Consider the following 12214-nt stretch of genomic DNA (forward strand, 5'->3'; position numbering starts at 1 on the left):
CTTTTGGCCCCGGAGGCTGCGGGCGTTTTTGAGCCCATCCCCGCCTTGAGGTTCCCGCCGGTGGCGCGAAGCCTCCCGGGGGCGGCCGATGGTAAACTTGCAGCTTTGCGCCATCATTCCAAGACTTAAACTCCAAGGGAGCCATCATGCAACTTCCCCTGCAAGTCACTTTCCGCGACGTGCCCCACTCCGATGCCATCGAGGCCGCGATCCGGGAAAAGGCGGAAAAACTCGACCGCTTCTACGACCGCATCATGGCGGTGCGGGCCGTGGTGGGCACCATCCAGCGCCATCATCATCAGGGCAAGCTCTACAACATCCGTCTCGACATCACCGTGCCGGGGGGCGAGATCGTCATCAACCGTGACAAGGCGGAAGACATCTACGTGGCGATCCGGGACGCCTTCGACGCCGCCCGGCGCAAGCTCGAGGATTTCGCGCGCAAGCAGCGGGGCGAGGTGAAGACCCACGAGGTGGAGAGCCGCGGGCGCATTGCCCGCCTCTTCCCCGAGGAAGGCTATGGCTTCATCGAGACCGCGACCGGCGAGGAGCTTTATTTCCACCGCTTCAATGTGGTGCACCCGGATTTCGAACACCTGCGGGTGGGGGACGAGGTGACCTTTCTCGTCGAAACCGCCGACGAGGGGTTGCAGGCGAACCGCGTCACCGTCCACCGGGCCTGAGTCACCTGGGCCGTGTCCGTCAGCGGGGATCCATCCCGGCGGGGGATCGCCGCGCCAGGGGTTCCAGCGCCTTGGCCTGCCGGGGGCTGAGGCTGCGCCCCGGCCATGGCAGGAAGGCGGGCACCTGCCGGCGGTAGCGCCGGTAGGCTTCCCCGTAGCGGGCGATGAGCTTGTTCTCCTCCAGGCGGCTGCCCACCACGAGGTAGAGGGTGAGGCTTGCGGCGGTGACGAGCCAGGCCGCATCCATGTCCCGTGTCCAAAGAAAGAGCAGCCCCAGCGCATACCAGGGATGACGCACATGGCGGTGCAGGGGGGAGAGGGTGAAGGCCTCCGCCTCGGCGTCGGGGCCCACGCGGTCGCGCCACTGGCGCAGGCCCAGGAAGGTGGCGCCGTCATACCAGCGCAGGCTGACGGCGAACCCTCCCACCGCCAGGAGCGCCCCCGCCCATTCCACCGGCGCGGGGACGTCCCACAGCAAGGGGCCCCGGAAGCGCCAGGTGAGGGCCAGTGGGGGCAACAGCAACACGGTGGCGATCAGGTTATAGGCGAGGCGGTAGGCGGGCAGGAAGGGGGGATAGTGCTTTGCCACCCAGCCCTTGACCCTGAGGCTTGCGGCAAGGGAATGCAACGCGCCGTAGGCAAGCCAGGCCAGGGCGATGATGATGAGTTCTCCCATGTCAATGCTGCAGCGCTCCATACAGGCGCGCATACAATCCATCGCGCCGGATGAGCTGCTCGTGGGCGCCTTCCTCCACGATCTGACCGTTCTCGAAGACCAGGGCGCGGTCCGCCTGTTTCACCGCTGAGAGACGATGGGCGATGATCAGGGTGGTACGCCCTTCCAGGAAATCGGCCAGGGCGGCGTGCACGCGGGCTTCCGTTTCCGCATCGAGGGCGGAAGTCGCCTCGTCGAGGATGACCACCTGCGGCTCGGACAAGACCAGTCTGGCGATGGCCAGGCGCTGACGCTGGCCACCGGACAAACGCACGCCCTGGCGCCCGATGAGGGTGTCGAGGCCCTTCGGCATGGCGCGCACGGTGTCGGCAAGCTGGGCGATTTCCAGCGCCCGCCACAGCTGGTCGTCGGTGAGTTCCCGCCCCAAGGTGAGATTCATGCGCACCGTCTCGTTGAAGAGCGCAGGATGCTGCAGCACCGTGCCCACGTGGGAGCGCACCACGTCGAGACCGATTTCCTCGATGGGGACGCCGTCGAAGCGCACCGTTCCCGACTGGGGGGTGTAAAGCCCCAGGATCACCTGCACCAGGGTGGACTTGCCCCCACCGGAAGCCCCCACCAGGGCCACCTTTTCCCCGGGCGCAATGGACAGGGACACGCCGTTCAACACCGGTGTATCGCCGTAGCTGAAATAAACATCCTCCACCGCCAGGCTCACTGTGCGCTTGCCCCGAAAAGGGTTTTTGAGATGGGGATATTCCGGCTCCTCCTGCAACCGCAGCAGCTTGTTCACCCGTGACAGGGCGGCCTTGGCACCGTAATAGGCATACTGGATGCCCAGGATCTCCTGTACCGGGCCCATCATGAACCAGAGGTAGCCGAACACCGCCATCATCTGGCCGATGGAAAGACCCGAGAAGAGCACCATGAACATGGCGAGTGCCCGGAAGACATCGAAACCGAAGAGGAAGACGAGGAAGGACAGCCGTCCCGCCGCATCGGATTTCCAGGAAAAGGCTGCCGTGTGGGTGCGTATCCCCCGCGCCCGATCGATGACCTGGGCGATGTAATGGCGTTCCCGGTTCAGGGCCCGGATCTGGTGGATGGCATCCAGGGTCTCGGTGAGGGATTGCTGGAACAGTTCAAACGCGCTGTTCTCGCGTTTCTTGAGCTCCTTCACCCTTTTGCCCAGGACCATGGTGAAGTAGATGACCGCAGGGTTGAGGAGCAGAATGAACAGGGCAAGCTTCCAGTGCATCCACAGCAGCACCACCGCCGTGCCGATGATGGACAGCACGGCCACCACGAACTTGGAGATGGACACGCCGATGAAGTTGTCCACTGCATCCAGGTCCTTCACCAGGTGGGAGGCCACGGTGCCGCTGCCCAGGGTTTCGTATTCGGCAAGGGCGATGCGGGACAGGCGCAAAAGGAGCTGCTCCCGCATGCGATAGACCACATCCTTGGCGATGAGCACGAACTCGCGGGCCTGCCACACCCCGAGCACGAGGGCGGTCAGACGCAACAGCAGGGTCAAAAGCAGGGCGGCGAGGATGTAGAGCACCGGCCCATGCCACGCCGCGGGGGTGAGCCGGTCGATCATTTCCACCATGGGACCCGGCTTCTGCAGCAGGACCTCATCCACCATCAGCGGCATGAGCAGGGGAACGGGGACGCTGGCCAGGGCCCCACCGATGGCCACGGCGTGGGCGATGAGGAGGGATCGGCGGTGTTCCCGCAGCAGGGCGAGGATGGAAGACCAGGTGAAGCCGCGACGGGGCATGGTTACTGGACTCTGCGCATATCCTCGATGACGACCATCTGCTGCGGCACGTCGGCGGGGAAGGGGCCGCCGGCGCCGGTGGGCAGCCGGGCGATGCGATCGACGACCTCTTCGCCGCGGATCACCCGCCCGAACACGGCATAACCCCAGCCGCGCACCGTTGGCGCCGTGTAGTTGAGGAAATCGTTGTCCCGCACATTGATAAAGAACTGTCCCGTTGCCGAATGGGGTTCCATGGTGCGCGCCATGGCCACCGTGTAACGTTCGTTGCGCAAACCGTTGTTGGCTTCGTTGGGAATGGGCGGGCCGGTGGGCTTTTCCCGGAAACGGGTGTCGAATCCACCCCCCTGGATCATGAAGCCGGCGATGACCCGGTGAAAAATCGTGCCCTTGTAATGGCCGCTCTCCACATAGCGGAGGAAATTCTCCACCGTCTTGGGCGCCTTATCGGGGTAGAGTTCGATGACCACCGTGCCCAGGTTCGTCTGCATTTCCACCACCGGCGGCGAGGCGTGCGCAGCCGGGGCCATCAGGAGGGCAAGGAGAAGGAAAACCAGGGTTCGCATCATGGACAATCTCCCAGCGTAAAGGCCCTATTGTAGGGAGGCGCCACTGCGGGCGCGAGCCTTGCCCTGGCAATTTTCCGGCCATGTTCTATTCAGTGTGAATGTAAAACCCACCTGGAAACGCTTCCTTCACTGGGAGCGCTTTGGCAGGGGCAGCGGCGTGGCGGCTGCCTGGGTTGACGGGGGGATTCCATCGCCCCCGGGGAAGCGGTGCCGGGATCGGCTTGCCTGCGTGCACGGGGTGCGTGAGGAGAAGGTGGTGTACCGATTTCGTCTCTTGACCTTGTTGTGTCTTCTGACTTCCACCCAGGCGTGGGCCGATCCGCCGCCCGGTTATCCCTTCTTGCCGTTCGACGAGGGCGTCGTGCGGGCGCGTAAGGAGAACAAGCCGCTGTTTATCTACTTTGGTCGCTTCGGTTGTGCATGGTGCGATGAGGTCAACAAGAAGACCTTTGTCGATCCCCAACTGAAGTCGCTGCTCACCCGCCACTACGTGCTGGTCTATGTGGATGCGGAAAGCGGAAAACGACTGCGTCTGCCCAGTGGGGAGCGGATCACGGAGGCGGACCTGGGCGTGCGCTGGCGGGCCTTTGCCACGCCCCTTTTCCTCTACATGCTGCCAGACGGGACGGAGCTTGTGCGCGTCCCGGGCATCCAGACGGTGGAGGATTTCCTCCACTATGACCGCTACGTCCGCGAAGGGCACTACCGCAGCCAGACCCTGACCGAATTTCTGCGGGCAGCACCATGAGCCGCTGGCTCGTCTTCCTGGTGGGCTTATCGGGTTTTGCCCACGCCACCTGGCAATTCGATGCAGTCGTCGACGTGGTGGGTGGGCCGCCCCGTTTCTTTCACGTGGAATCCGCTGGGCGCAAAAACATTGCCATTTCCGGTGACTGGGTGGCGGTCGTCTACGCGGAGGATGAGGCGGGCGTGAGCCGTTGCCATCTCGCGTTGAAGAAAAGAGGGAACCCGGGCTTCCAAGCCCCCCTGCGTCTGAGCGGCGATGGCGAGTGTGCGGAGCCCACGGTCCAGGCACTCGGAGCAGGTGACTTCCTCCTCGGCTGGCAGGAGGCTGACCGTGTTTGGCTGCGGCAATTGCGGGGCGGACGGTTGACTCCCGCTCGGCTGCTGGCACGGGCAGCCGCCACCCAGGTGAGCCTTGGTTTCCACGCTGAAACCGGCGCCTTCGCCACATGGAGTGAACACGACGGCAAAGCCTGGCGCATCCGTGTCGCCGCCCTGGACCGCCACGGACGCCTTCGCCGCAGTCGGTTCGTGGATGCCGTCTCCGCGGCGGACCAGAACTATCCCAGCCTGGCGGTGTTGGCGGAAAACCGCTTGGTGGTGGCGTGGGAGGACCGGCGGGCGGGGCACACGCGACTTTACTACGCCGTTTCCCGTGACGCGGGGAGACATTTTTCCACGGCCCTTCCCCTCAACGAATCCGACTGGCCCGGCCAGAGCCTGGGGTTCGGGCGGGGAACCGGGGTGATGCGGGTCGCGCTTTCCCCTTGGGCGCAGGGGGTGGCCGCAGTGTGGGCGGACAAGCGCGATTTCCGCTCAGGGTATGACGTCTATGCCGCTTTTGCGCCGCTGCCGGCGCTGCGTTTCGGCCGCAACGAAAAAGTGCAGGACCCCTTCGGTGACAACATCGCCCAATGGCATCCCGCCATTGCCACCACGGGGGACGGCCAGGTGGCCGTGGTCTGGGAGGACGACCGTGACGGTACCCCCGACATCTGGTTGTCCTGGAGGACGCCGCAGGGTTGGAGCGATGATCTCGCCGTGCCCGGCGCTTCCGGTGCGGGGGTGCAATCCGACCCCAGTGTGGCCTTCGACGAGGCGGGCAACCTGCATCTCGTGTGGCTCGCCAAACCCGATCTCAATGCGCCGGCACGGCTTCGTTATGTCAGCGGCCGCCGGCTGCGTTGAACCTCCCGCACTGCGCCATCGCGGTGCACGCTGCGCCACAAGGGTGCAACAGTGGCGGCTTATGCTGCGTCCCATGGCGGAAAAATGCTATCCAATGGCCGGCACGCCTCTTGCATCGGGGAAAGGAGACCGCGTTCCGGCGGGGAGGTGTCCATGAAGGGGAAGAGATTCGATGCCCTGGGTGAGCCCGCGCGCTGCCCGGAATGTGAGGCGCTGGCGGAACAGCTCCGCCGGCTGGAGGTGCTGGCCTGGCGGGAAGTCTTCGTTCCCATGAACTGCCGGGAGGGCAGACGGCCGCCCCCAGCGGGCGAGCCCTACGTCTTCTTTCCCACCGCCATCGATCAATGGCCGTGAGGGTGGCCGCCGGCCGCACCGCCTTCGCGGCGCATCCGCCCCTTCTCGAGGATGCGTGCCTTCAGACCATAGTCGGCCGACACGCCTGCCTGGTTGAAGAAGTCTGCCGGGGTGCCGATTCCGAGTTCCCGGTGAGTCCTTAAAAAAATTTCCAATAAAGCTTGCATCCGCCCCCTGCCTCCCCCATACTGGCGGAAGCGAGATGTTCAAGCAGTGTGTTGGCTCGTTGGGCTGTGCCTCATTCTTGAACCCAGATTTGCCATTAGGGCGCGCCCAGGCCGGGATGGCCCAGCGAGGCGGAGGCCATTCGACTTGCCGAAACGCCAAGCGAAGGCACGGGCCGCTCTAATGACAAATCTGGGTTGAATTCGGTACCTGTTCGTCGGCTTCTCCGTCTTGATCCTCGTCCCCTGGGCTTGCGCCCATTTTCAAACTTGTTTTCAGGAAATACAGACATGGCAACGGGTACAGTCAAATGGTTCAACGACGCCAAAGGTTTTGGCTTCATCACTCCGGATGGGGGTGGCGACGATCTCTTCGCCCACTTCTCCGCCATCCAGGGTAGCGGTTTCAAAACCTTGGCGGAAAACCAGCGGGTCACTTTCGACGTGACCGAAGGCCCGAAGGGCAAACAGGCATCCAACATCCGTCCTGCGTAAGCGGCGGTTTACCGATCCGGAAAAGGCCCGGGCGACCGGGCTTTTTCCTTTTCATGGGCGCACCGCCCGCAGGAGGCAGACATGGCAAAGGAAGAACTCATCGAACTCACGGGCACCGTCACCGAAGTGCTGCCGGATACGCGTTTTCGCGTGTTGCTGGAAAACGGCGTGGACGTGGTGGCCTACGCCTCGGGTAAGATGCGCAAGTTCCGCATTCGCATTCTCGAGGGCGACCGGGTGACGGTGGAAATGTCACCCTATGATCTCACCAAGGCGCGCATCAGTTTCCGCCACAAGGACGAGCGACCGGCGGCGCCCCTCCCGCGCCCCGCCTCCTTCCGCCGCCGCTGACGGGACACGTTTTCCAGCCAAGGTACACTTCCGGTTGGAGTGGGGGCGGGAAGGGAACCCGGCTCCCGGGAATCTGCTCTATAAATACGAAGGGCGCCGCCCTTGCGTCCTTTTCACCGAGCGAAAATCCCAACCCCGCAGAAAGAGAGAGGAGATCATCATGCGCCAACGTCTTTGCCTGATCTTTGCTGCTTCCGCCCTCCTGGTTGTCTCCGCCCAGGCGGCCGATCTGCCGGTGGCGGTGAAGATTCCCCGCCTCACCGTGGAGGCCTCGGAAAAGCTCGCCCGGGCGACGCTGGAGGCCTGCCGCAAGCAGGGGATCCAGATTGCGGTGACGGTGGTGGATCGCAGCGGGGACCCCATGGTGGTGCTGCGGGATACTCTGGCGCCGCGCCTGACGCTGGAGGTGAGCCGGCAGAAGGCCTATACCGCAGTGAACTTCAATGCGTCCACCGGTAGCATGGCGGGACGCTTCACCCATCCCTTCTCCGTGGGCAAGGTGGAGGGGCTCGTCTTCTCCGCGGGCGGCCTGCCCATCGAGGCGGCAGGCAACATCGTCGGCGCCGTGGGCGTGTCGGGCGCGCCCACCGGGGAACAGGACGAGGCCTGCGCCAAGGCGGGGCTTAACGCCATCGCCATGGACCTGGAGACGGCTGCGCTGTGAGGGGGCAACCGCGGGTGTGGCCGCCCGCCAGAGGGAGAGCGGCGTGAGTGCAACGGTCACGGCCCCGGCCGATCCCCAGCGCGTGCTGGCGGCGCTGGCCGCCCTGCACCGGGCCTGGCCGCTGGAACGCCGCATCCGCGAGGGCGCCTGTGAGACGACGCGGGAGACCTATCTTGCCGTCCTCATGCGCTGGCTGCAGACGGGGGCCCCGCCCACGGCCGATGGCTTCGACAGGGAGGCCCTGGATGAGCTCACCGCCCTCGATGTCCTCTTTCCCCGCGATGGCCGGCTGGCCTGTCCCCCTTTCGCCGTGGGTCCTGCGGACATTCGCGTGCATTTCCCCCATGAGACGGTGCATGCGTTTTCCGCCCTCGACGCCCTGGCACTGCCGCGGCTTCTCGGCATGGCGGGCACGATAGAAGCCACCTGCGCCGTGACTGGGCAGACACTGCGTTTCGTCGTTACCGAGTCCGGCAGCCCCCGTGCGGAGGACCTGGGTGCGGCCCGGGTGGTGCTGCGCAAGCTTGCCGATGAGGTCAACCGGTACGTTTTCGATCTGGCGCCGGGCATCCGCTTCGTCAAGCCGCAGGCGGGCGAGGCGCTGCGGCAGACCCTTTCGCTAGCGGAAGCGGTGGCGGTGGCCAACGCCTTCTATGCCTTCCAGCGGGCCATGCTGCGCGGTTGATGGGGCTAGCGGCCGGGCTTGCGGGCGCGCACCCAGACATAGAAATAGCGCGGTTCCTCGTCCATGAAGCGCTCGATGATGGCCGAATAGGAACGGCTTTCCCCCGGAATCATTTCCGCCCGGTCGCTGATGTCCCCCGATCCCACCTGCACGCCCCGCTGATCGAAGACGAACACCCGCACCTCCGGACGCAGCAGGCTGTCGCTCATGTTTTCCAGGACGGCGCGGTATTCATAGCGGGTCTGGCCATTCTGGCGCAGCACGGTGAAGACGATATTTTTCACATAGCCGGTGTTGACCGGGATGACCGTGTCGGGGATCAGTTCCTTGAGATGCGGCAGCCGGCCGCGGGTGAGGTGGGCAAGTTCCTCGCGGGCTTTCTTGAGCTCGGGCTCGAGGCGTTCCAGCTTCTGCCGGGCCTCAAAGAGCTCACGGGCCAGCGCGCCGTTCTCCGCCGACAGCCGGTCGATTTCGAAGCCTGCCATCACTGACACCGCAAGCAGCAGAAGCAGGGACACGGCAAGGGCGATGCCCAGCAGCAGCCGCTGGCTGTGCCGCCGGGACTGGCGCGCGGCATGAAGCGCCTGGCGCCGCGACGCAGCGGTATGCTCCTGGCTGGCCACCTGTGGGGAGGCGGGTTCGGCCATGGTGACCGGCACGCGGTGGGGACAGACGGGGATTGCCCCGTGCCCCACCGACCCGATTCAGTCCTGCTTGCAGGTGGAAATCTTGAACGGCACGTAAATCGGGCACCAGCCGATGATGCTGGTGACGAGGAAGGCAATGGCGATGATGCCAAGAATGATCGCCAACGTGCCGCTGATCTGTCCGGTGAAATACAGGACGGCGATGATGGCGGCGATGATGAGACGGATGATGCGGTCTGCGTTACCCATGTTCTTTTTCATGATGCTCTCCTTGGTCGAGGACGAAACGTCAAGATCGATATTCTCGCAGAAGTCTGCTACAGCCAGGTTTCCACGAGCCAAACGAGGGCGGCGATGCCCCCGATGCACAGCAGACAGGCGGCGGCAAGCCGCCACCAGGGGAAAGCGCCACGCATCCATTTTCCTTGCAGGAAGCCCCTCGGGCTGCTACAGCATAGAACATTCCGGCCCACAATTCGACCACCCCGTGTGCGCCCTGGTGCGCCAGGATGCCGGTCTGGATTGGCGGGCCAGGCAGCGGGCCGAGCCGCTCCGGCTCAACCCGGGTTCCCCGCGCATGCTGCGGCCAACCATGGAAGGGTGAGGTCATGTACAGGATTTTTCTTTGCACCGCTTTCCTGGCAGCGCTTCCCAGTGCCGGTTTTGCGGCCGGCGAGGCGATTCCACCCGCCGCGCCGGGTGTGGCGGCGAAAGAGGCGCAGGTGCCGGAACCGCCGCGCCCCTACCGCTCCCGGCGGGAGATCGAGGAGGACATCCGGGCGCTGGAAGCGCGCCGCGCCGATCTGCTCGCCCGCTACGCGCCGGCCCATCCCGACGTGCGGGCCGTGGAGCGGCGCCTTGCCATCCTGCGTGCCCAGCTCCGGCTGTTGGACGAGCCGGCGCGGTGAGGGTGCGGGCCATATGTCTGCGCCGTCATCCGTGTCGTCCTGCGGCTGTGACTTCAGTGGTTTTCCCGGTTGAGTCCGACGCCTCTGAGGTGCGAGGGGCAGTGGCGGCAAACCGGTCCCATCTGGTGAAGGTGGCGTCGGACCGCGCGGGCTGAAGGGGGGAAAGTCCCCAGAAGACAGCCGCACACCGAACATGGTGCTGCAGAAGAATCGATCAGGTTGCCTCCTGCGGCCGGTTTTCCGGCCAGGCGGAGGCATCGATGGTTTCCCGATAGGCATGCCAGGTGGCGTGTCCGATTACCGGCAGCAGCACGACGAAGCCAAGGGTGGCGGTGGCGAAGCCCAGGATGACGGCTGCGACGATGATGAGGCCCCACAGGAGCAGGGGGCCCTTGTTGCGCAATACGGCGTTGACGCTGGTGAGCACGGCGGTGATGGCATCTACCCGGCGATCCAGCAGCATCGGCAGGGAAAAGGCGGTGGCGGCGAAAACGATGGCGGCGAACACTGCCCCCACCAGGCTGCCCACGCCGAGGAAAGTCGCCAGCGCGGCCAGGCGGACCTCTCCTTCGGTGGGAAAGAACACATGCACCATCGCGGCAGCCCGTGCCCACAGCAGCAGGATGATGAGGAGAACCATGCCCAGCACGAGGAGCTCCCGGATATGTTCCCTGCCTTCCCGCAGGCAGTAACCCAGCACCGGCTGCTGGCCGCGGGCAAGCTGGCGGCTGATGGAATACAGCCCCACGGCGAGCACCGGGCCAACAAAAACGAAGCCCGTCGCCAGGCCCAGATAGAGGGCGAGGAGGCCGAAACGCCAGGTGGCAAGCAGAATGAGGAGACTCAGGGCGGTGAGCACAGCCCCGTAGGTGAGACTTATGGGCAGCGCCTGCCGGAAATCCCGCCAGCCCTGGAGGAGCCAGCGCAGGGCCGCGCTCCACTCGAGAGAGCGGCAGGGGGCGACGAAGGGCAGGTTTTCCGGCGGCAGATTCCCCGCAGATGGGGGCGTGGCGAGCGTGGACATGTTTTCCTCCCTCTTCGGATGTCCGCAGGCGGCCTGTTGTTTTATAGACCGTGGAGGGGGAGGAAGCCAAGGCACAAAAAAGGCCGGGGGCAACCCGGCCGCGTGGGTTGTGGATGTCCGATCAGTCCCAGCTCAGGGTACCGCCGGTCTGGTACTCGATCACCCGTGTTTCGAAGAAGTTCTTCTCCTTCTTGAGGTCGATCATCTCCGCCATCCAGGGGAAGGGGTTGGTGGCGCCGGGATAGAGCTCGTCCAGACCGATCTGCTGGCAGCGGCGGTTGGCGATGAAGCGCAGATATTCCTTGAACATGGGCGCGTTCAAACCCAGCACCCCGCGGGGCATGGTGTCTTCGGCATAGGCGTATTCCAGTTCCACGCCCTTCCTGATCAGGCCGCGGATTTCCTCGCGGAATTCCGGCGTCCACAGTTGCGGGTTTTCCATCTTGATCTGGTTGATGAGGTCGATGCCGAAGTTGCAGTGCATGGACTCATCGCGCAGGATGTACTGGTATTGCTCGGCGGCACCTGTCATCTTGTTCTGCCGGCCGAGGGCGAGGATTTGCACGAAGCCCACATAGAAGAAGAGACCCTCCATGATGCAGGCGAAGACGATCAGGCTCTTCAAGAGCTTCTGGTCGTTTTCCGGTGTTCCCGTCTTGAAGGCGGGATCGGTGAGGGTGTCGATGAAGGGGATCAGGAATTCATCCTTGGCGCGGATGCAGGGCACCTCATGGTAGGCGTTGAAGATTTCGCCCTCATCCAACCCCAGGCTTTCCACGATGTACTGGTAGGCATGGGTGTGGATGGCTTCCTCGAAGGCCTGCCGCAGCAGAAACTGGCGACATTCGGGGGCGGTGATGTGGCGATAGGTGCCGAGCACGATGTTGTTGGCGGCGAGGCTGTCGGCGGTGACGAAGAAGCCGAGGTTGCGCTTGACAATGAGGCGCTCGTCCTCGGTGAGGCCATTGGGATCCTTCCACTGGGCAATGTCGCGCCCCATGTTGATTTCCTGGGGCATCCAATGGTTGGCACAGGCGGCGAGGTATTTCTCCCAGGCCCATTTGTATTTGAAGGGAACGAGCTGGTTGACATCGGCGGCACCATTGATGACGCGCTTGTCCTCCACCCGCACGCGGCGGTATTTGATGTCGGTGAAATCCGGCTCCGGTTCGCGCGCCGGATAAGCGGCCATGCCGCGGGCCAGGGGGGAGAAGTCCTCTTCGAAACTGAGCATGGTTCCGGTCTCCTACGTCAGGGATCAGGCATCAGGGATCAGCAA

17 protein-coding genes are annotated in these 12214 nt (G+C 64.4%); 9 read left to right on the top strand and 8 right to left on the bottom strand.

The window, feature by feature from the left end; genetic code table 11:
* The first annotated feature begins 146 nt into the window (after positions 1-146).
* Positions 147-683: an HPF/RaiA family ribosome-associated protein gene (locus K6T56_01185; protein ID MCL6554955.1), complete on the top strand. Its 537-nt coding sequence runs from the start codon at positions 147-149 to the stop codon at positions 681-683.
* A gap of 19 nt (positions 684-702) precedes the next feature.
* On the opposite strand, the gene K6T56_01190 is transcribed toward K6T56_01185, so the two are convergent.
* From K6T56_01190 to K6T56_01200, 3 genes are read right to left on the bottom strand one after another with little or no spacing between them, the layout of a single operon-like run.
* Complete coding sequence (locus tag K6T56_01190) at positions 703-1359, bottom strand: hypothetical protein (GenBank protein MCL6554956.1); 657 nt, start codon at positions 1357-1359, stop codon at positions 703-705.
* 1 nt (position 1360) lies between these two features.
* Positions 1361-3142, bottom strand: a complete 1782-nt coding sequence (locus tag K6T56_01195) for an ABC transporter ATP-binding protein/permease (protein ID MCL6554957.1) — start codon at positions 3140-3142, stop codon at positions 1361-1363.
* Positions 3143-3144: 2 nt separating this feature from the next.
* Positions 3145-3642 carry a peptidyl-prolyl cis-trans isomerase gene (locus K6T56_01200; GenBank protein ID MCL6554958.1) on the bottom strand — a complete coding sequence of 166 codons (498 nt, stop codon included), beginning with the start codon at positions 3640-3642 and terminating at the stop codon, positions 3145-3147.
* Between the two features lie 325 nt (positions 3643-3967).
* Here K6T56_01200 and K6T56_01205 point away from each other — a divergent pair, with 325 nt between their 5' ends.
* The 3 genes from K6T56_01205 to K6T56_01215 all read left to right on the top strand — a co-directional run bounded on the left by K6T56_01205 (position 3968) and on the right by K6T56_01215 (position 5997).
* Entirely contained in the window at positions 3968-4459 is a 492-nt protein-coding gene (locus K6T56_01205; protein MCL6554959.1) for a DUF255 domain-containing protein, read from the top strand.
* The gene (locus tag K6T56_01210) at positions 4456-5643 is read left to right on the top strand and encodes a hypothetical protein (GenBank protein ID MCL6554960.1); all 1188 of its coding nucleotides are present in this window, start codon (positions 4456-4458) and stop codon (positions 5641-5643) included. The genes K6T56_01205 and K6T56_01210 overlap by 4 nt, the downstream gene beginning before the upstream one ends.
* A 153-nt stretch (positions 5644-5796) precedes the next feature.
* Positions 5797-5997, top strand: a complete 201-nt coding sequence (locus K6T56_01215) for a hypothetical protein (protein MCL6554961.1) — start codon at positions 5797-5799, stop codon at positions 5995-5997.
* On the opposite strand, the gene K6T56_01220 is transcribed toward K6T56_01215, so the two are convergent.
* Entirely contained in the window at positions 5985-6164 is a 180-nt protein-coding gene (locus K6T56_01220) for a hypothetical protein (protein MCL6554962.1), read from the bottom strand. The two genes, K6T56_01215 and K6T56_01220, sit on opposite strands and share 13 nt — an antisense overlap.
* 288 nt (positions 6165-6452) lie before the next feature.
* Here K6T56_01220 and K6T56_01225 point away from each other — a divergent pair, with 288 nt between their 5' ends.
* From K6T56_01225 to K6T56_01240, 4 genes are all read left to right on the top strand, one after another.
* Positions 6453-6656, top strand: coding sequence for a cold-shock protein (locus K6T56_01225; GenBank protein MCL6554963.1), 204 nt, complete (start codon positions 6453-6455; stop codon positions 6654-6656).
* A gap of 81 nt (positions 6657-6737) precedes the next feature.
* A complete protein-coding gene (gene infA / locus K6T56_01230) occupies positions 6738-7007 on the top strand; it encodes a translation initiation factor IF-1 (GenBank protein ID MCL6554964.1) in 270 nt (89 codons plus the stop codon).
* A 160-nt stretch (positions 7008-7167) separates the two neighbouring features.
* The gene (locus tag K6T56_01235; protein ID MCL6554965.1) at positions 7168-7671 is read left to right on the top strand and encodes a heme-binding protein; all 504 of its coding nucleotides are present in this window, start codon (positions 7168-7170) and stop codon (positions 7669-7671) included.
* Between the two features lie 43 nt (positions 7672-7714).
* On the top strand, positions 7715-8356 hold the full coding sequence (locus tag K6T56_01240; GenBank protein MCL6554966.1) for an alkylmercury lyase: 642 nt from the start codon (positions 7715-7717) through the stop codon (positions 8354-8356).
* A 5-nt stretch (positions 8357-8361) separates the two neighbouring features.
* On the opposite strand, the gene K6T56_01245 is transcribed toward K6T56_01240, so the two are convergent.
* Both K6T56_01245 and K6T56_01250 read right to left on the bottom strand, forming a co-directional pair.
* Complete coding sequence (locus K6T56_01245) at positions 8362-9003, bottom strand: hypothetical protein (protein ID MCL6554967.1); 642 nt, start codon at positions 9001-9003, stop codon at positions 8362-8364.
* Positions 9004-9060: 57 nt separating this feature from the next.
* Positions 9061-9264 carry a DUF2892 domain-containing protein gene (locus tag K6T56_01250; GenBank protein ID MCL6554968.1) on the bottom strand — a complete coding sequence of 68 codons (204 nt, stop codon included), beginning with the start codon at positions 9262-9264 and terminating at the stop codon, positions 9061-9063.
* A gap of 347 nt (positions 9265-9611) precedes the next feature.
* Here K6T56_01250 and K6T56_01255 point away from each other — a divergent pair, with 347 nt between their 5' ends.
* Complete coding sequence (locus K6T56_01255; protein MCL6554969.1) at positions 9612-9911, top strand: hypothetical protein; 300 nt, start codon at positions 9612-9614, stop codon at positions 9909-9911.
* A gap of 214 nt (positions 9912-10125) precedes the next feature.
* Here the strand turns inward: K6T56_01255 and K6T56_01260 are convergent, their stop codons facing one another.
* Positions 10126-10935: a DUF2189 domain-containing protein gene (locus K6T56_01260; GenBank protein MCL6554970.1), complete on the bottom strand. Its 810-nt coding sequence runs from the start codon at positions 10933-10935 to the stop codon at positions 10126-10128.
* 121 nt (positions 10936-11056) lie between these two features.
* Complete coding sequence (locus K6T56_01265) at positions 11057-12169, bottom strand: ribonucleotide-diphosphate reductase subunit beta (protein ID MCL6554971.1); 1113 nt, start codon at positions 12167-12169, stop codon at positions 11057-11059.
* Positions 12170-12214 lie beyond the last annotated feature (45 nt).

This window comes from Burkholderiales bacterium (genome assembly GCA_023511995.1).
Classification (GTDB): Bacteria; Pseudomonadota; Gammaproteobacteria; order Burkholderiales; family Thiobacteraceae; genus Thiobacter.